General features: G+C 68.7%; 17 protein-coding genes. 4 read left to right on the forward strand and 13 right to left on the reverse strand.

Translation table 11 applies throughout. From position 1 onward, the window contains the following. Window positions 1–4 precede the first annotated feature (4 nt). From K8625_RS39270 to K8625_RS39285, 4 genes are read right to left on the reverse strand one after another with little or no spacing between them, the layout of a single operon-like run. Window positions 5–1,843 carry a long-chain fatty acid--CoA ligase gene (locus K8625_RS39270; RefSeq protein ID WP_223785589.1) on the reverse strand — a complete coding sequence of 613 codons (1,839 nt, stop codon included), beginning with the start codon at window positions 1,841–1,843 and terminating at the stop codon, window positions 5–7. Between the two features lie 57 nt (window positions 1,844–1,900). Next, a complete protein-coding gene (locus tag K8625_RS39275) occupies window positions 1,901–2,728 on the reverse strand; it encodes an NAD(P)-dependent oxidoreductase (RefSeq protein WP_223752165.1) in 828 nt (275 codons plus the stop codon). Then, window positions 2,728–3,411, reverse strand: coding sequence for a TetR/AcrR family transcriptional regulator (locus K8625_RS39280; protein WP_223785590.1), 684 nt, complete (start codon window positions 3,409–3,411; stop codon window positions 2,728–2,730). The genes K8625_RS39275 and K8625_RS39280 overlap by 1 nt, the downstream gene beginning before the upstream one ends. Beyond that, complete coding sequence (locus K8625_RS39285) at window positions 3,408–4,250, reverse strand: enoyl-CoA hydratase-related protein (RefSeq protein WP_223785591.1); 843 nt, start codon at window positions 4,248–4,250, stop codon at window positions 3,408–3,410. The genes K8625_RS39280 and K8625_RS39285 overlap by 4 nt, the downstream gene beginning before the upstream one ends. Window positions 4,251–4,590: 340 nt before the next feature. On the opposite strand from K8625_RS39285, the gene K8625_RS39290 reads away from it, so the two are divergent. Both K8625_RS39290 and K8625_RS39295 read left to right on the forward strand, forming a co-directional pair. After that, complete coding sequence (locus K8625_RS39290) at window positions 4,591–4,896, forward strand: hypothetical protein (RefSeq protein ID WP_223785592.1); 306 nt, start codon at window positions 4,591–4,593, stop codon at window positions 4,894–4,896. A 62-nt stretch (window positions 4,897–4,958) separates the two neighbouring features. Next, window positions 4,959–5,273 (forward strand): hypothetical protein, encoded by a 315-nt coding sequence (locus K8625_RS39295; protein ID WP_223785593.1) that lies wholly within the window; start codon window positions 4,959–4,961, stop codon window positions 5,271–5,273. A gap of 79 nt (window positions 5,274–5,352) precedes the next feature. Here the strand turns inward: K8625_RS39295 and K8625_RS39300 are convergent, their stop codons facing one another. After that, window positions 5,353–5,757, reverse strand: a complete 405-nt coding sequence (locus K8625_RS39300; RefSeq protein ID WP_223785594.1) for a peptidase inhibitor family I36 protein — start codon at window positions 5,755–5,757, stop codon at window positions 5,353–5,355. Window positions 5,758–6,024: 267 nt separating this feature from the next. Here K8625_RS39300 and K8625_RS39305 point away from each other — a divergent pair, with 267 nt between their 5' ends. After that, a complete protein-coding gene (locus tag K8625_RS39305; RefSeq protein WP_370642029.1) occupies window positions 6,025–6,765 on the forward strand; it encodes a M57 family metalloprotease in 741 nt (246 codons plus the stop codon). 71 nt (window positions 6,766–6,836) lie between these two features. Here K8625_RS39305 and K8625_RS39310 read toward each other — a convergent pair whose 3' ends face one another. Beyond that, the gene (locus K8625_RS39310; protein ID WP_223785596.1) at window positions 6,837–7,427 is read right to left on the reverse strand and encodes a hypothetical protein; all 591 of its coding nucleotides are present in this window, start codon (window positions 7,425–7,427) and stop codon (window positions 6,837–6,839) included. A gap of 142 nt (window positions 7,428–7,569) precedes the next feature. Further along, the gene (locus tag K8625_RS39315; RefSeq protein WP_223785597.1) at window positions 7,570–8,457 is read right to left on the reverse strand and encodes a bifunctional 5,10-methylenetetrahydrofolate dehydrogenase/5,10-methenyltetrahydrofolate cyclohydrolase; all 888 of its coding nucleotides are present in this window, start codon (window positions 8,455–8,457) and stop codon (window positions 7,570–7,572) included. Between the two features lie 573 nt (window positions 8,458–9,030). Here K8625_RS39315 and K8625_RS39320 point away from each other — a divergent pair. Continuing rightward, window positions 9,031–9,699: a hypothetical protein gene (locus tag K8625_RS39320; RefSeq protein WP_223785598.1), complete on the forward strand. Its 669-nt coding sequence runs from the start codon at window positions 9,031–9,033 to the stop codon at window positions 9,697–9,699. Between the two features lie 53 nt (window positions 9,700–9,752). On the opposite strand, the gene K8625_RS39325 is transcribed toward K8625_RS39320, so the two are convergent. The 6 genes from K8625_RS39325 to K8625_RS39350 all read right to left on the reverse strand — a co-directional run bounded on the left by K8625_RS39325 (window position 9,753) and on the right by K8625_RS39350 (window position 16,749). Beyond that, on the reverse strand, window positions 9,753–10,916 hold the full coding sequence (locus K8625_RS39325) for an alkaline phosphatase PhoX (protein ID WP_223785599.1): 1,164 nt from the start codon (window positions 10,914–10,916) through the stop codon (window positions 9,753–9,755). Between the two features lie 125 nt (window positions 10,917–11,041). After that, window positions 11,042–11,881, reverse strand: a complete 840-nt coding sequence (locus K8625_RS39330) for a methyltransferase domain-containing protein (protein ID WP_223785600.1) — start codon at window positions 11,879–11,881, stop codon at window positions 11,042–11,044. Between the two features lie 32 nt (window positions 11,882–11,913). Then, the gene (locus tag K8625_RS39335) at window positions 11,914–13,851 is read right to left on the reverse strand and encodes an ATP-binding protein (protein ID WP_223785601.1); all 1,938 of its coding nucleotides are present in this window, start codon (window positions 13,849–13,851) and stop codon (window positions 11,914–11,916) included. A 667-nt stretch (window positions 13,852–14,518) separates the two neighbouring features. Further along, window positions 14,519–15,712 (reverse strand): hypothetical protein, encoded by a 1,194-nt coding sequence (locus K8625_RS39340; protein WP_141326360.1) that lies wholly within the window; start codon window positions 15,710–15,712, stop codon window positions 14,519–14,521. Between the two features lie 3 nt (window positions 15,713–15,715). Further along, window positions 15,716–16,231 carry a hypothetical protein gene (locus tag K8625_RS39345; protein WP_194869245.1) on the reverse strand — a complete coding sequence of 172 codons (516 nt, stop codon included), beginning with the start codon at window positions 16,229–16,231 and terminating at the stop codon, window positions 15,716–15,718. 209 nt (window positions 16,232–16,440) lie between these two features. Continuing rightward, entirely contained in the window at window positions 16,441–16,749 is a 309-nt protein-coding gene (locus tag K8625_RS39350; protein WP_141326356.1) for a hypothetical protein, read from the reverse strand. Window positions 16,750–16,780: the final 31 nt, after the last annotated feature.

Consider the following 16,780-nt stretch of genomic DNA (forward strand, 5'->3'; position numbering starts at 1 on the left):
GGGCTCAGGCGTTCTCGTAGAAGGTGGCGATGCGCTCGGCGTACTGCTGGAGGATGACGCGGCGCTTGAGCTTGAGCGTGGGGGTGAGCTCGCCCGTCGCCGGCGACCACGTCTCGGTGACGACCTCGAAGCGCTTCACCTGCTCGGCGCGCGACAGTCGCTGGTTGACCGAGGCCACCAGCGCCTCCAGCTCCGAGCGGATGGCGGGGTCCTTCGTCAGCTCCGCCACGGACATGGGCGGCAGGCCCCGGGCCTTGGCCCACACGGGCGCGACCTCCGCGTCCAGGCAGATGAGGGCGGTGACATACGGCCAGCCATCACCAATCGCGAGCGCCTGGCCCACGAGCGGGTGGGCGCGCAGCAAGCCCTCGATGCGGGACGGGGCGATGTTCTTCCCGCTCGAGGTGATGATGAGCTCCTTCTTGCGGTCGGTGATGGTGAGGTAGCCCTCGGCGTCGATGGTGCCGATGTCACCGGTGGCCAGCCACCCGTCCTCGTCCGTGGCGCTGACGATGCGCCCGTCCCCGGCCAGGTAGCCCATGAAAAGCACGGGGCCGCGCACGAAGATTTCACCGTCGGAGGCCAGCTTCAGCTCGAGCCCGGGGACGGGGCGGCCCACCGAGCCCACGCGGAAGTCGGTGGGCAGGTTGATGGTGGCGCAGCCCGTCGTCTCGCTCATGCCCCACACCTCGAGCACGCGGATGCCGAAGCCGCCCAGGTACTCCAGCACCTCCACGGGGATGGGCGCCGAGCCGCTGCTCGCCCACTGCAGCGCGTCCAGGCCCAGCGTGGAGCGCAGGGGCTTGAGCACCTTCTCCTCCGCCACGGCGACCTTGGCGGCCAGCTCCTCGGACACCTTCTGGCCGGAGCCCTCCAGCCGGAACGCCTCCAGCGCGAGCGCGTGCGCGCCCATGATGGCGTCGCGGCGGGGCGCCTCCAGCGTGCCCAGCTTGGCGCGCAGGCCCGCGGCCAGCTTCTCCCAGACGCGGGGCACGCCGAAGAAGGCGGGGGGGCGCACCTTGGCCATCAGCGGCACCACGCCCGCCGGGTCCGAGCAGACGTGCACGTGCAGCGCCTTGAAGAGCATCCGGTACAGGCCCAGCTCGCGCTCGGCGATGTGCGCCAGCGGCAGGTAGGCGATGGACGGCGCGCGCATGGGCGTGGGCACCACCGCGTCCACGCAGATGGCCTCGTAGAAGGCGTTGCGGTGGCTGAGCACCACACCCTTGGGGTCTCCGGTGGTGCCGGAGGTGTACATCATCGCGATGGGGTCCTCGGGACGGATGGGCTTCCAGGTGTCCTCGAAGACCTGCGGCGCCTGGGCGTGCAGCGCGGCGCCGTCCTCCTCCAGCTGCGCGAAGGAGACATAGAGCGGGTCTCCGGCGGGCACGGCCGCTGGGTCGATGACGACGATGCGCTTGAGGGAGAAGAGCGACTTGAGGATGGGGCGCCAGCGGGCGACCTCCTCGGCGCCCTCGAGCACCACCACCGTGGCCGCGCTGTGCTGCGCGACGTAGCCTACTTGCTCCGTGCTCAGCGTTTGATAGGCGGTACAGGGGATGGCGCCCAGGTGGGCCGCGGCGTAGTCGATGAGCCAGTGCTCGGGCCGGCTCGACATCATGATCATCATCCGCTCGCCGCGCTGGAGCCCGAGCGCGCCCAGGCCCCGGCTCAGCGACGCGGTGCGGGCGCGAATCTGGGCCCAGGTGAGCGTGGTGTCACCGGCGGTGAGCGCCGGCTCGTCCGCCAGCTCGTCCGCGTTGCGCTTGAGCAAGAGCGGCAGGGTGAGCTTGTTCGCCAGGGATTGGCACTGCGCCTCCAGGTCTGCGAGCGACGTACCCATGGACTCCTCCTGCGTCTGGTTTCGCGGCGACTGCGGATGCGGCGTGTGGGGTGCTCCTCAGGGGTCGACGTAGAGGTCGAGGATGACGTCGTCGCCGCCCCCGTAGCGGCTGAAGTCGGTGACGCCCTCGGCGCGCAGCACGTCCTCGTCGATGAAGGTGTGGCCGGTGCAGTCGCGCGGCTTGCGCTGGAGGATGGCCACCGCCGCGTCCGCCATGATGTCGGGCGTGCGCGCGCGCTGCATGGAGTCATCCCCGCCGAGCAGGTTCTTCACCGCCGCGGTGGCGATGAGCGTGCGCGGCCACAGCGCGTTGGCGGCGATGCCCGCCTCGGCGAACTCCGCGGCCCAGCCCAGCGTCAGGAGCGTCATCCCATACTTCGCCACCGTGTACGCCGGGTGCTTGCCCAGCCAGTGCGGCGCCAGGTTGACGGGCGGCGACAGCGACAGGATGTGCGCGTGCGCAGAGCGCTTGAGGTGCGGCAGCGCGGCGCGCGTGAGCAGGAAGGTGCCGCGCACCTGGATCTGCTGCATCAGGTCGAACCGCTTGAGGGGCAGCTCGTCTGTCTTCAGCGGCGCCAGCGCGCTGGCGTTGTTCACGCAGAAGTCGATGCCGCCGAAGCGCTTGACGGCCTGGTCCACCGCGCGCTGGACGTCCGCCTCCTCGCGCACGTCGCCCACCACCGCGAGCGCCTGGCCTCCGGCGGCCTCGATGTCCGCGGCCGCCGTGTGGACGGTGCCCGGGAGCCTGGGGTCGGGCGTGTCCGTCTTGGCCAGGAGCACCACGTTGGCGCCCAGCCTCCCCGCGGCGACGCCAATGGCGAGGCCGATTCCGCGGCTTCCTCCGGACATCAACAACGTGCGTCCCGACAGAGGCTTCTGGCTCATCAGGGCTCCTTGTCGCTCGGACCCTCGGACGGAGCGGGCGTGGCTTCCGGCTCCGCGCGGGGCGGCATGTTCTTCAGTTGGGGGATGACGTCGCGAACGAGCGTGATGAGCGATTCGCTCAAGAGCAGGTGCGCCTCCTCGCGCGTGAGCGTCCCGCCGCGAATCCACTCGCGGATGGTGGCCTTCACCATGCCGGAGTAGGAGCGCATCATCGCGCGGTGGCGCGCGTCGCTGCCCACCTCCACCTTGAGCCCCAGGAACTCGAGCGTCTTCGCCGCCGCCACGTCGTCCGCGGCGGAGATGATGCGCTCGACCTCCGGGTCCGCGCCGATGCCGCCCACCGCGGTGACGGCCACGTACGTCTTGCCGTGGGTGGCCACCGTGTCCAGGTACCACCGGACGCTGCGCTCCACGCGCTCGCGCAGCGTGCCCGTGTTGCTGACCTTCTCCTCCAGGCCGGGCATCAGGAGCATGCGCTTGACGACCTTGAGGTACAGGTCGCGCTTCTGCCCGAAGTAGTGGTTGAGCAGGCCGCGGGCGACACCCGCTTCCTTGGCGATGTCCGTGGTGGAGACGTCCGCGTAGGGACGCTCACCGAACAGACGCGTCGCGACCTCGAGGATCTGCTCGCGGCGCTCGTCCGGCTCCAGGCGCTTCCAGCGGGGGGCGGGGGAGGGGCTCATGACTTGTGCTCCCGCCACGGCAGGAAGGCCGGCTGGTCCTGCTCCACGGTGCGCGTGAAGGCGGGGGGCCGCTTCTGCAGGAACGCCATCACGCCCTCCACGGCGTCGGGGTTCTGTCCCAGGCTCGCGATGAGCTGGCTGTCCAGGGAGAAGGCCTGCTCCGGGCTGGGCAGGGCGCTCATTCGGTAGAGGGACTGACGGATGACGGCCACGGACACGGGCGCGGTGCACTCCACCAGCTCGCGCGCCAGCGCCTGCGCGGCGCCGAGGACCTCGTCGGATTCATGGAGCGAGCGCACCAGCCCCGCGCCGAGCGCCTCGTCCGCGGGGATGAGCCGGCCGCTCACCATCCAGTCGAGCGCGCGGCCCATGCCGACCAGTCGGGGCAGGAACCAGCTGGAGCCGCCCTCCGGGTAGATGCCCCGGCGGCTGAAGACGAAGCCGAAGCGGCTGTCCTTGGCCGCCAGCCGGAAGTCCGCGGGCAGGAGCATCGTCGAGCCCACGCCCACCGCGGCGCCCCGCACGGCGGCGATGACGGGCTTGCGCAGGGAGAACAGGCGGCGGGTCACCCGCGTCGCGGGCTCCACCCACCCCGGCTCGGGCAGGCCTCCGTTGGCGACCTCGAAGGACAGGCCGCTCAGGTCCGCGCCCACACAGAAGTCCTTGCCGGCCCCCGTGAGGATGACCACGCGCACGTCCTCGTTGGCGTCCGCCTGGGTCAGCGCGTCCGCCAGCTCGTCCGCCATGGTGATGGTGAAGCCGTTTCGTGCCTCGGGACGGTTCAGCTCGAGAGTGGCAACCCGGTCCGAGACCGAGGTCCGGATGTGTTGGTAGCTCATGGTGGGGGCCTCATCACTTCGATGAAAGGGATATTGGAGGCTTGTTGGCGGAGTGTCAACAGTGTCTGCGCGGCCGGATTCCGAAAGAGTGACGACGTGTTGCGTCATCCCGGAGTGGCTGTTCTGGGTGGGTGGGGTGGGGGAGCTGCCGCGTGGGTGAAGTCTTGTGGCGGGACGGGACCTCCGGGGCCGCGTCTGTCGTTGACCTGTATCAAGCCTGGGGAGTGGTGTCCGACCCGGCGCGACTGTCTTTGATGTTTCCTGGCCTGGGGTGGATAGTCCCGCCGCCGTGTGACGTGACACGGCTTGCTGGGTCCGACATCTCATCCTGGAGAATCCGATGAAGCGCATCTCGAAGGTGTTGTTCGCGGCGTTGGCGCTGGCCCCCCTGTCGGCGTTGGCGCTGCCGCAGGACTGTGATGTCCGCTGCGTGTCCAGCACGCCGTGTCGGATCGTCTGCGCCATTCCGTGGAGCATGCAGGTGGTGACGTGCGGCGTCTGGGTGGCGGACTACGACCCGGGCGCGGCGTGCGCGCCGGGCCTGACGGCGGAGGCCCCCGAGGAGGCGCAGCTGTTCTCGTCCGAGGAGGCCGACGCGGTGGATGCGTCCTGGGAGTGCTCCGAGCAGGACGCCGCCGAGCAGTGAGTCCCGTCCTCCTGGGACGGTTGGTGATGGGTTCAACTCGACGTTTCAGTCTGGAGATTCCAATGAAGCGCATCTCGAAGACGTTGCTCGCGGGTTTCGCGGCGTGCGTGCTGTCCCCCCTGTCCGCGCTGGCGCTGCCGCCGGACTGTGATGTCATCTGCGAGGAGTTCGAGGCGTGTGACACCACGTGCGCCGTTCCCTGGACCACGCGCATCATCAACTGCGGGAGGTGGGCGACCGAGTACCACTCCGGGACGACGTGCACGCCCTATCTGGCGGCCGAGGGCGGCGAGGAGGAGGCGCTGATGTCCTCCGAGTCCTCCGAGGAGGTCGATGCGTCCTGGGTGCGCTCCGAGCAGGGCGGCTCCCAGGAGTAGCGCTGTCGTCCGGGGCCGCGAAGCAGCCCCGTGAGGTGGTGCGCCAGGGCGACTCGGTTCCTGGCGCACAGCCCGCGTGTCAGAAGACGAAGACGCTCTTGGGCGCGAACTCGAGCGGGCTCAGCCACTCGCCTGGCAGGAGCGTCACCGGATAGCCCGAGCAGTCCTCGTTGGGGAACAGGTACGCGTTCTGGGTGCCCCGGTTGATGGCGGACTCGGCGCGGCCCTCCCAGCCGTGCTCGGGCAGGCCCACGCAGGTGGACGTGCCCGGAGGCCAGGCCCGGACGTTCCACACCGCGCCGGTGTAGTCCTCTCCATCGAACAGGCAGAGCACGTCCGAGAAGGGACAGGGATTGGTGTCATCGGCCGAGGCCTCGGCCGGGGACAAGAGCAGCGAGCCCGTCGCGAGCCCCGCCACCGTGAGAAGGGCGCCGAGTCTCCAGGAGCCCGCGCGCGTGAGACGACGGAAATCGAGCCAGTTCATACAGGTGTCTCCTCTGCCCGCCATGGGCGTTTGCCGCGGACGCATGGTGACATGGCGTTGCCTGGGGCAAGGCCCGACCTGCGCGTCTGCGATTGAGTCCATCCGCTGGTGGACTTCCCGTGGCCCGTCGGCTTGGATTGATGCCGTGCCTCTGTAAATGGCACGCCCACCTCGAATGCTGGCCGGGAGAAGTCGATGGCGAAGAAGGCGACCGCTGTTGCATGGCTTTGCTGCGCGTGGATGTCTGGCTGTGGAGGTGTCGGGCCGGTGCTCACGGACGAGACGCGGGAGACCGTGGAGAACCTGGTGGAGGCGGGGTTCCGGACGGAAGACATCCAGGTGGTTGACGGTGTCGTCCAGGTGGGGGGCGACGCGGTCGTGAGCCTCCAGGCCTCGCGGGAGATGCTCGACACGGGAGGCTCGACGGCGGAGCACTACCGGACGACGAACTTGGTCTCCAGCGCGGTGAGGAAGGTCACGGTCCAGCTCCCTTCACCCGTTGCGTCGACGATTGCCGCGGGCCTGGCGGAGGCCGTCGCCAACTACAACGCGCTGGGGCTTCGCCTCACGTTCTACACCGCCAATCCGTGCCTCGCCGACCCCTCGGCGTGTCCGCCCGGCAGCCACGCCACCATCAACGTGGTCGTCAACTCCACGCTCCCCAGTGGTCCGAGCGGGGCGAGCGGCTATCCCTCCGGCGGGTTGCCTTATCCGACCATCTGGATCGGCACGGGCCTGTCCACGTACCCGCTGGATGTCATCGAGCACGTCCTCACGCATGAGCTTGGCCACACGATTGGCTTTCGCCACACGGACTTCTTCAACACCGCCATCAGCTGCGGCGGCACGCCCGTGCGCGAGGGCGCGAACCCGGGAGGCGCCATCCTCATCCCCGGGACACCCTCCAGCGCGACGCCGGGCGGCTCCATCATGAACACCTGCGTGCCCCTGAGCACGAACGGGGAGTTCACCTCGACGGACATCGCGGCGCTGAACTTCATGTACTGACCCAGGGCGCTCGGAAGCGAGGGGCACTCCGGCCGCACCCGTCGTCGGTGGGGCCCGGAGTGCCGTGGGCGTCAGAAGCTGCGACCGAGGCCGAGCACCGCGGCGTCGTTGACCCGACCCACCGTGGGCATGAGTCCCAGCGGGAGCCGGAGCTGCGGGCCGCGCGAGGACGCGAGCTGCGCCTTCCGGGTGGGGCGGGGACCGCCGCGCTGGGCCTGCCGGCAGGACGCCTTGTCGACGCATCCGCCGTAGCCCTCGTCGTCCTCGTACTCATCCAGGTCCGCGAGCAGCTCCAGGTAGCCCAGTCCAAGCGTCGCGCCGACCACGATTCCACCCAGGATGGCCTTGCCGCAGTCCCCGTCGCCCACCGCGCCGGACGCGCAGACCGCGATTCCAGCGACGAGCCCTCCGCCCGTGAGAATCAGCGGGACGAGCCAGACATGCGTGGGGATGAACTCGTCGTCCTCGTACGTGTCGGTCTGCAGGGCCCGCAGGCGGTTGCCCTCCGCCATGACACCCCTCGCGGAAGGCGAAGACATCAGCCGCAGGGCCCTGGACTGGTGGCGCGGCGAGAAGTCGAACGGGCGGGGCGCGGCATGGGCGGTGCCTGGCGTGAACAGCCAGAGGCACAGCCCGGCGAGGGCGAGGACATGCTTCGTCATGGTGGGGAGTCCGGGAATGGCGCTGACCGGCCGCCTGGCCGGCAAACGTGCGGTACTCGACGCAAGCCGCGTCGATGTATTCACACTGCGTCGCGCCCAGGCGCGCACCCCGGGATGGGGCGCGCCGGACTCCCCGGTGTGGCTACGTGCGGCGGGCCTGCGCGGACTGGCGCGCGGCCTGGAGCGTGTTGGCCAGGAGCATGGTGATGGTCATGGGGCCCACGCCGCCGGGGACGGGGGTGATGGCCTCGGCGACCTGGCTGACGCCGTCGAAGTCCACGTCGCCCACCATGCGGAAGCCGCGCGCGGAGCCGGGGTCCTCGACGCGGTTCTGTCCCACGTCGATGACCACGACGCCGGGCTTCACCATGTCGCGGGTGATGAGGTTCTGCTTGCCCACCGCGACGATGAGGATGTCCGCCTGGCGGGTGAAGGAGGCCAGGTCCGGGGTGTGCCGGTGGGTGATGGTGACGGTGGCGTCGGGGCCGGGGGCCATGAGCAGCGAGGCCAGCGGCTTGCTGACGATGAGGCTCCTGCCCACGATGACCACGTGCTTGCCCCGGGTGGGGACGTTCTCCCGGCGCAGCATCTCGAGGATGCCCGCGGGGGTGCACGGGATGAAGGCGCGGGGGTCTCCCACGAAGGCCAGGCCCGCGTTGCGCGGGTGGAAGCCGTCCACGTCCTTGTCCGGGTCGATGTGCTCCAGGACGGCCTTGTAGGGAAGGTGCGCAGGGAGGGGGAGCTGGACGAGGATGCCGTGGACGGCGGGGTCCTGGTTGAGCCGGTCGATGACGGCGAAGAGCTCCTCCCGGGAGACGTCCTCGGGCAGGTTGAGCGTCTGCCCGCGCATGCCGAGCGCCTCGCACGCGCGCGTCTTGCTCGCCACGTAGGCCTGGCTGGCGGGGTTGTTGCCCACCAACACCACGGAGAGCCCCGGAGTGATTCCCTGGGCCTGGAGCTCGGCGACCTGCTGGGCCATCTCCGCCCGCATCACCCGGCTGATCTCGGTTCCATCGATGTTCCGCGCCATGGAGCGCTCCATACGCCAGTTTCCCGCCCGCGCCGCGCCCTTTCTGGGAGGGGCGACGCCTGGTCGACGGCTCGGGGCGACGGTCCGCCGCACCCAGGACACACCCGGAGCGAGAGGACCTGCTGGAACGGACGTCGCCCGTGTGACGTGGAGGACGATTCCGGCGCCGAGTCACGTGCTCATCCATGGCGCCGGGACGGCGGTCGGTGGACGGTGATGCGGCGTGCCCGCGTCTTCGAACCGTGGACGCGCAATGCCTGCCCGTCGGGCGCGAGACCGTCAGGTGCGTCGGCTGGAGACAGGGCCGGGTGGTGGTGTCTCGGTTGTGGCGAATGGGGTTACAGCTGAAGACTGACAGAGGTGACCTGGCTGTGGCGTGGGGCGCTACAGTTTCAATGTGTCACCATGTATCCGGGGCGTCGCTGTCAGGAGTGTAGCATCGAGCGCCACAGCTCGGAGTGGCGTATCGTAAAATGTTGATGTTGTGTCTTGTTTTTGAGCCATCAATCACAGCAGAGTGCGTGCATCACACCTGGAGGTCGTATGCACGCTGCTTCATCGTCTGGTGGACGCATGGGTCTGTCTCGTCTTGGCTCGTTGGTGGCTGTCGCCGCCGTGGCGCTCGTCCTGGGGGCGCCGGTGCGCGCCGAGGCCCAGTGTACGAGCTGGCCCACCAACACCACGGTCACGCCGGGGACGTCGTACGCGGACACCATCAACGTCTCGGGGCTGGCCTACGGGACGTACATCATCACGGCGTCGTTCTCGGGAAGCGCGGGGCTCATCAACCTGGCCTTCAGCGCGGCGCCGGGCGTGAGCTGGAGCAACGGGCAGAAGGGCTTCATCGGCTCTTCGACGACGCTCTACCTGAGCTTCATCATGGCGGCCGGCGCCCTGCCGGGTCGTTACTCGACGGTGACGATGAACGTCGCCAACACGGCGGGTCAGACGGTGTGCAGCTCGAGCTTCATCGTGGGTGTTCCCGGTGACGCCTGCCCGGGTGACGTGAGCTGGCTGGGCAACACCATCAAGGCGGGCTTCGATAGCGCCAACTGCTACGTGGCCGCCGTCCCCGCGCAGGACGGCTCGCCGTTCATCCACGCCAACAACTATTACGTCACGCGCGGCCCGAACAACGTGTGTGAGTACGGCTGGTTCGACGGCGCCAACTGCTACCTGGGCACGCCGCCGTCCGGGAAGTCCGCCTTCATCTGGGGCAACGCGTTCTACTACTCGCCCTGAGGCGTGAGGACTCCCCGCGCGATGTCGGCCACCGCGCGGGGAGTCGTGTCCGTTCAGCGGAACGGCCCGCTCACCTCGAAGGTGACGCCGGTGGTGCCGTCCGTCCCGCGCTGCGAGCTGAAGTACAGCCGCCGACCATCGGGGCTGAAGGCGGGGCCTGTGAGCTCGGAGCCCGAGTGTCCGTCGAGTTGGAGGAAGGGGGCCACGGTGCGCTCGGGGCCCGGGGTGATGAGGCACAGTTGCAAATCACCGCCGTCCTCGGCGACGAAGAGGTCACCCGAGCGGGACATGGTGATGTTGTCCACGCCTCGGAGCGGCGAGTCCGGGTAGAGGTCGTCGTCGTAGATGATTTCGACCTGGCCGGTGGCGGGGGTGTGGGCCCACACGCGGTTGTCGCCCTTGGTGGTGAAGTAGACGGTGCCGCTGTCGTACCAGCAGCCCTCTCCGCCATTGAAAGCGGTGGTGAGGAAGCGCTCGAGCTGGAGCGAGGCGGAGCGCGACGCGGAGACCTTCACCCAGCTGAAGCTCGCGGTGCCGTCCAGGGCGTTGCCGTTGAGCTTCGCGGCCTCCAGTCTCCCAGCGCCGAGCGAGGGCCACTGTGAGGGCGTGAAGCGGTAGAAGCGGCCCTCGGGGCGGTCCTCGGTGAGGTAGAGGCGCTGTCCCACCGGGTCCACGGCCACGGCCTCGTGGGTGAAGGCGCCGAGGGCCGAGCGGCGCTGGCCCTGGGAGGGGGAGCGCGGGTCGCATTCCCAGACATGGCCCAGGTCCCATTCCTCGCACGACAGCCAGGTGCCCCACGGGGTGGGACCTCCGGCGCAGTTGATGCTCGTGTTGGAGAGGATGCGGTAGGCGTCCACCACGTTGCCGCCGCCGTCGAAGCGGATGGAGGACACACCGCCCAGGAGGGGAATCTCGCTGTTGGAGACGTAGACCCAGCCTCCGTCACCGGTGTCGAAGCACGCGCCGCCGTCGGGGGCGAGGTGCCAGGTGTAGTTCGTCCCGGGGACGTTCTGTCCGGTCCGGGCGATGATGCGCGAGGTGAAGCCCGCGGGCAGCCTCAGGCCGTGGGCGTCCGGTGAGCCCGAGATGGCGCCATAGGGGCCGGGGCCCGGACGGGCGGGGGCGGCATAGGCCGCGCGCCAGAAGCCGGGTCCCAGGACCAGGATTCCACTGCTCATCGCGGTGAGTCGAAGGAAGTTCCTGCGCTGCATGGGCATGTCTCCAATCGCCAGGAGGGCGAAGGAGATTGAGTCGCACGGCGCGGTGCGCCCACCGCATCACGAGTCGGTGACCTTGTCGCGTGGGTGACAAGGTCACGCATTCGTCACCTCAATCGCAGCCTTCAGCGTCGCGGGGCGTGTGCGGTCACCTGCCTCATGCTCCAGTGGCAGGAGATGTTTCCAGCGGAATCCCGCAGGGGCTCCACGGCGGAGAGGAAGGCCTTGCGGACGTCCTCGCGGGTGGAGGGGGAGAGCTGGTCCGCGTCATAGGTCTGGGCGAGCGAGTCCCAGACGTGCTCCGGGGAGCCACCGTCCTGGACGAGGAGGTCGAAGACGTCGACGTGTTGGAAGGCGAGGCCGAAGAGCTGCTGGAGTCCCTCGGTGGAGCGGAAGCGCTTGTCGCCCAGGCTCAGCAGGGGGCGCGGCTGGGATTCGATTGCGGGCTTCATCAGCTCGCGGAACACGGCCAGCGAGCCCGTGGGGGCGAAGCCTCCGCCGACGACGCAGGACAGCTTGCCGTCGGGCTTGAGTGTGCGCCGGACCTCGGAGAGGACCTGTTCGCAGTCGTCCATCAGCATGAGGGCCAGGTGGCTGAGCACGACGTCGAGGCTGTCGTCCTCGAAGGGGAGCGACTGCGCGAGCCCCTGGTGGAGCGTGGCGGCGCCCTGGAGTCGGGCCTGGGCGTGGGCGAGCTCGTCGGCGCTCATGTCGAGGCCGAGGAGTCGGGGGCGGGGAGGCTCGCGGTGGGCGAGCAGCTCCAGCAGGTAGCCATCACCGCAGGCGAGGTCGAGCACGGTGTGTTCGCGCGAGTCCGAGGGGACTTCGGCGGCGAGCAGCGCGTAGGTCGAGTCGAAGCGGTGGTCGCCTCGAGTCACAGGCGTTCGGGAGAACCACCGCGCCGTCACACCGGCGAGGCGACGGTGGTAGTCGAGGAGGTAGGACTCGGTCTCCGAGGGCGGCATGGGGGTGGGTCATACCATGCCGCCCCTGGGGGTCAGTCGACGAGCAGGCGTTTCACGGGCGCGGGGTCGACGGCCACCATGAGCGGGCGTGCGAAGTTGCTGAAGGAGACCAGCGCCTGTCCTGGCGCGAGTCTCGTCACGCGGTTCCAGAGACTCTCATCGATGCTGCCCACGGTGCGTTGCATGCGGGAGATGACGGTGCTGTCGGTCATCTTGTGGATGATGAAGTTGTTGAGCAGGCCGAGCACCTCGTTGGGGAGGTGTTGGGGGAGCTGGGTGACGAAGACGAGTCCGAGCCAGCGCTTGCGGCCGCGCTTTGCGATGCGAGCCACCTGTTCGAAGAGGACGGGCATCTGGCTGATGCGGCTGGCGGAGAGGAACTCGTGGGCCTCCTCGATGATGATGAGCACGGGAGGGACGGCCTGGTCCTGGGCGTTGGCCTTTTCGTAGCGGACCTCCTGGGCTTCTTGGAGGCCGCGGAGGACATCCGCGATGACCAGGTTGTTGAGCTGCGGCGAGTCCGTGTCCGACAGGTCGATGACGGACACGCGGCCCGGAGCGAGCATCGAGTTGTAGGCGGGGCCGGGCACCGAGCCCATGTCGAAGATGTTGAGCCGGCGCAGGCGGTGGAGCTTTCCGTAGAGCGTCTTCCAGCTCACCGCGTTGCGGCTGCTCTGGGCCATGACGCGTCTCATGACCGTGCCACGGTTAGCCTTGAACTCGCTCTGGAGGAAGGGACCGGTGGGCGTCGCCGTCTCTTCGGCCTCGTCCTCGCTCTCGGTGGTGTCCGTCGCGGCCTCCTTGCGCTTGCTCTTTGAACGGCTCTTTGTTTCGCCGCGATTCTCGTCGCCCAGGCTGTAGATGTACGCGTTCACGACGTCCAGCAGGTGCTGGATGGTCATCTTGGGATAGCCCGTGGACATCTCGTCGACTTCGAGCGCCTGGCGCCTCTCTTCGTCCGTCTGCGGGAAGACCTCGAAGTCCTCCAGCAACTGCTTGGTGACGTCGTAGGCCTTGAGGAAGCGCTCCTGCTGGGCATCCGACAGGCCGAGAATCTCCGCGATGGCGTAGGGCGAGAGGCTGGAGAAGTTGAGGGAGAAGCGGTGGAGGTTGCGGTGTCGGGGGTTGCGGCTGGTGCGCCCGATGAGGTGGTGGATGTGCAGGTCGCGGACGCCCTCGGCCTGCTGGCCCCGGCGCTTGAGGGCCTCGAGCATGGGCTCATGGTCCGTGGGTTCGTCCACGTGGGTGTACTCACCCTCCACGTCGAACACGATGGTGGCGATGCCTTGGGACTGAGCGCGGTGGACGAGCGTGGCCACGGTGGTGGACTTGCCGCCGCCCGTGGTCCCGATGATGCCGGTGTGCCGGGGGAGGACGGACTTGTCGCTAGGACTGATTCGAGCCTCCATCTGCTCGTAGCCGACGACGACACCCAGGCTCATGTCTCCACCGACCCCGAGCACGCGCTCGCTCTCCTCGTCCGTCAGCACGAACACGGGGCTCTGGGGGCGGGGACGGAAGCGGGGTGGCTTGAGGGTGCCTTCCACTTCTTCGCCGAGCAGCTCCACCTCGGCGCGGCCGTGGTAGTCGAACGTGTACGTGAGCTTCTTGCCGTGCGTCACGACACCGACGGCCATCGTCGAGTTGGCGGGGACCGCGTTGGGTTCGGCGAAGGGGCCCTTGACGACGACGCCCAGGTAGGCGCGGCCATCCTCTCGGGACTTCACCCGCACCAGCGTCTGGGACGCGAGCAGGTGCAGGTCCGCGCGAGTGAGCAGCACGGTGAGCAGGTTGTCCTCGCTCGACGCGGTGTCGAAGTGGGTGAAGCCCGCGGCGGACTCGAGCTCCGGGTCGACTCGTGTCGCCGAGGAATCGTTCTTCAGCTCCTCGAGCGCGGCACGGGCCGAGGCGGGCGTCTCGCGGACGACGTTCTCCGACCCGTTGGGGGGCGTCGAGGGGCCCCTCGACAAGAGAGGGATCGGAGCTCCGGTGGGGGCACGCGTCGAAGCAGGGGAGGTGGCTCCCGGGGTGCGAGAGGCGCTTCCTGCGTCGGAGGAGGTTCCCGCGACAGGTGAGGGGCCTCCTGACGCGCGAGACGTGATGCCTGCGCCAGGCGGCGCTCCCATGGAGCGGGAGGCGCCCTCCGCGCTCGAGGTCAGAGGTCCAGAGGCGTTCGAGGGGCCTCCCGAGGTGCGGGACGGGCCCTCCGCCCCCGAGTGGGTTGAAGGACCGCCCGAGGCACGGGAGGCGCCGTTCAGGGCGGACGAGGTGGTTGTCGAAACAGGGGGCGATGAGCCAGGGGAGGGCGCTTTCGTGGGCGGCGGCGCCCCAGGAGGCTCGGCGCGGTCCGATGCCTGCACCGATGACGGGGCACGTCCGACGGACACAGGAGAAGGGTTGGGCCGGTGAGCCGAGCCATTCGGAGGCGGAGGGCGGCCGGCCGCGCCGTTGGGAGCCGGCTCGCGCTGCGCGCTCGGCGGTGGGGTTCTCGTGGCGCCATGAGGCGGTGGCGTGCCGTTGCGTGGAGGCACGGCACGTGCGCCATTCACTATCTGGAGGGAGGGAGACTTCCCGTTGATGTTGCCTGCACCCTGCGGCCTCGGTTCCTTGCCATCATTGGACATCCGTGGTCCCCCCTTAACGGCGCATCCCGCGCTCGGTCATGAACTGCAGATTGGCTCCGGCCTGGGTGTAGGCGTCCTCGACGAGCCCCAGGAAACCATCGACCCCGAAGACACCGCGGCAGGTCACCGCCGCGACATCGAGGAGCATCGGGAACCCGCGCTCGGGGCGCAGGATGCTGTCGGCCATGGCCACCCAGGCGGCCTCGTGGGCGTGGTCCTTGTGCGCGTAGAACAAGCGCGGCGCCGAGTGGTCCGACACGCGGAAGATGCCCTTGACGACGCAGGGGCTCGAGTCTCTCACGAACTTCCAGGCGCGGTGCTTGCTCCGTCCGCCGTACTCCCAGTTGCGGACGATCTGCGTGCCCTCGCGCTTGAGCGTCTCCAGGAGGGCATACTCGCCAGCGTCCAGCGCGAGTCCCATCGTGAGGAATCCCCGGTCGGTGAGGGAGTCCGAGACGTAGACGAACTTCTTGTGCTCGTGGATGAGCCGCTCGAGCACCGTGAGTGAGCGGTCCAGGAGTGACATGTACCCCGAACCGGAGAGCAGCTCGTGGGCGCACGGATTGCCGGAGCCCATGCGCCACTCCGCGGTGGCCTTCTCCACGAGCGCGGCGCGCTCGGCATAGGCCTGGATGCCACGGCGGGCCATGCGCGACAGGGTGTCCTGCTTCCCCTGGTAGCGGTTCTGGCGCATGTCGATGAAGTCCATCGCCTCCTGGAGAGGGTTGCTGGTGTTCTGGGACGCCATCTCCTTGCGGAACAGCCGTTTGGTGAAGGCGCCCGAGGTGCCCTGGTAGCTGACGATGCCGACGCCAATCTGGGAGATGCCGATGGGCAGGCTGTCATGGGAGACGTGGGTTCCGGTCACCGCGTCGACCTTGCTGCGAAACAGCAGGCGCTCGTGGACCAGGGTCAGGTCTTCTGGAGTGACCTTGTAGACACCGGCGTCCGGGAAGGCATCGGGGCGCGTGGCCAGCCGAGGGAAGAGCTCGCTGCGGACGATGGCGCGCAGCTCGCCCTCCTTGTGGACGGCGCTGGCGATCTCCCGGCGGAACCGCTCCATGATCTTGTCGAGGTCGAGCCCCGTGGACCACCGGTCGAGGTCCAACGTCGAGGCGAGGTCCTCGCCGAACGCCGAACGGTAGTCCGCATCGCCAAACAGCTCTTCCTTCAGTTCATCCGCCTCGGGCGGCAAGTCACTCGACATGGATTACCCCTCCTCCACTCCCAGGAACTCCGCGATGGAAAAACGGGACACGCGCAGCCGCCGCCGAAGCCCATCGACGTATTCGGTGGCTTTCTCCACGGGCAGGTGGAACTGGAACCGCAAGCTGTTGATGGCATCCTCCCGAGAGAGCTGTTTCACGAGCGGCAGGACGCGCTCCACGGGCGCCAGCAGCTCGAGCGCGACCCGGTCCGCGCGGTGCTCGGCCACGACGACATCCCGGCTGGCGTAGCCCCCCGAGCCATCACGGGCCATGAGGTCCGTGCGTAGATTCAGCGGGACCTGTTCGAAGAACAGGGTCAGGGCCTCCTCGGGAGAGGGGGCCCGCTCGCCATCGAGGACCGGGAGTATCTCAGGGCCGAAGATGCTCAGTGCTCGTCTGCGGGGGAGCCACTCCTCCAGGACGAAGTGCGCGACCTCGTGGACGATGGTGAAGCGCTGCTCCGCATCCTTTCGCTGATTGTCAAAGAAGAGGATGCCGTGTCCGCGCCACCAGGCCATGAAGCCATGGAGGTCATGATCTTGTGTCGTGAACCACTGCCCCGGGCTCCGGCGAGACAGCCAGTCCTGGGCTGTCTGCGGAGTGAATCTGGGGAGGGCAACGGGCCGGATGTGGAACTGGCCGCAGAAGCAGTCGAGCAGGTCATGGACGGACGCATGACAGTCCTTCAGTGCACAGGCTTCCACCGCTTCTTGCAGCCAGCTTTCCATCACGTGTCCGTTTCTTCATCCGGGAGGTGGTCTTGGGCCGCCATCCGGATGGGGGTCGTCGACCCGGTTCGTGTGCCGTTGGAGAAGACATTGATGACGTCGACGTGGCGAATCACCTGCATGAGCATGAGGCGGTCCACGCCGAACTTCTTGGCGATGGCGGTGCACTGCTCGCTGAAGCTGTCGCCTTCGGGGCGGCGGCACAGGGACATCCAGTGGAGCGTCTCCTGGGTGCACCCCAGTTCCCCGGCCAGCGTGTCCTCGTTGATGCCCTCGATTTGTCGGTACTGCTCGAATGTGTAGGCCATTGACCAGGGCTCGCTCCGGCCGCGTCGGGCC

The organism is Myxococcus sp. AS-1-15 (genome assembly GCF_020037055.1).
GTDB lineage: Bacteria > Myxococcota > Myxococcia > Myxococcales > Myxococcaceae > Myxococcus > Myxococcus fulvus.

Excerpts from the sequence above, each read along its gene's own strand:
- K8625_RS39270 (WP_223785589.1), bottom strand. The coding sequence starts at position 1,843 with ATGGGTACGTCGCTCGCAGACCTGGAGGCGCAGTGCCAATCCCTGGCG.
- K8625_RS39275 (WP_223752165.1), bottom strand. The coding sequence starts at position 2,728 with ATGAGCCAGAAGCCTCTGTCGGGACGCACGTTGTTGATGTCCGGAGGA.
- K8625_RS39280 (WP_223785590.1), bottom strand. The coding sequence starts at position 3,411 with ATGAGCCCCTCCCCCGCCCCCCGCTGGAAGCGCCTGGAGCCGGACGAG.
- K8625_RS39285 (WP_223785591.1), bottom strand. The coding sequence starts at position 4,250 with ATGAGCTACCAACACATCCGGACCTCGGTCTCGGACCGGGTTGCCACT.
- K8625_RS39290 (WP_223785592.1), top strand. The coding sequence starts at position 4,591 with ATGAAGCGCATCTCGAAGGTGTTGTTCGCGGCGTTGGCGCTGGCCCCC.
- K8625_RS39295 (WP_223785593.1), top strand. The coding sequence starts at position 4,959 with ATGAAGCGCATCTCGAAGACGTTGCTCGCGGGTTTCGCGGCGTGCGTG.
- K8625_RS39300 (WP_223785594.1), bottom strand. The coding sequence starts at position 5,757 with ATGAACTGGCTCGATTTCCGTCGTCTCACGCGCGCGGGCTCCTGGAGA.
- K8625_RS39310 (WP_223785596.1), bottom strand. The coding sequence starts at position 7,427 with ATGACGAAGCATGTCCTCGCCCTCGCCGGGCTGTGCCTCTGGCTGTTC.
- K8625_RS39315 (WP_223785597.1), bottom strand. The coding sequence starts at position 8,457 with ATGGCGCGGAACATCGATGGAACCGAGATCAGCCGGGTGATGCGGGCG.
- K8625_RS39320 (WP_223785598.1), top strand. The coding sequence starts at position 9,031 with ATGGGTCTGTCTCGTCTTGGCTCGTTGGTGGCTGTCGCCGCCGTGGCG.
- K8625_RS39325 (WP_223785599.1), bottom strand. The coding sequence starts at position 10,916 with ATGCCCATGCAGCGCAGGAACTTCCTTCGACTCACCGCGATGAGCAGT.
- K8625_RS39330 (WP_223785600.1), bottom strand. The coding sequence starts at position 11,881 with ATGCCGCCCTCGGAGACCGAGTCCTACCTCCTCGACTACCACCGTCGC.
- K8625_RS39340 (WP_141326360.1), bottom strand. The coding sequence starts at position 15,712 with ATGTCGAGTGACTTGCCGCCCGAGGCGGATGAACTGAAGGAAGAGCTG.
- K8625_RS39345 (WP_194869245.1), bottom strand. The coding sequence starts at position 16,231 with ATGGCCTGGTGGCGCGGACACGGCATCCTCTTCTTTGACAATCAGCGA.
- K8625_RS39350 (WP_141326356.1), bottom strand. The coding sequence starts at position 16,749 with ATGGCCTACACATTCGAGCAGTACCGACAAATCGAGGGCATCAACGAG.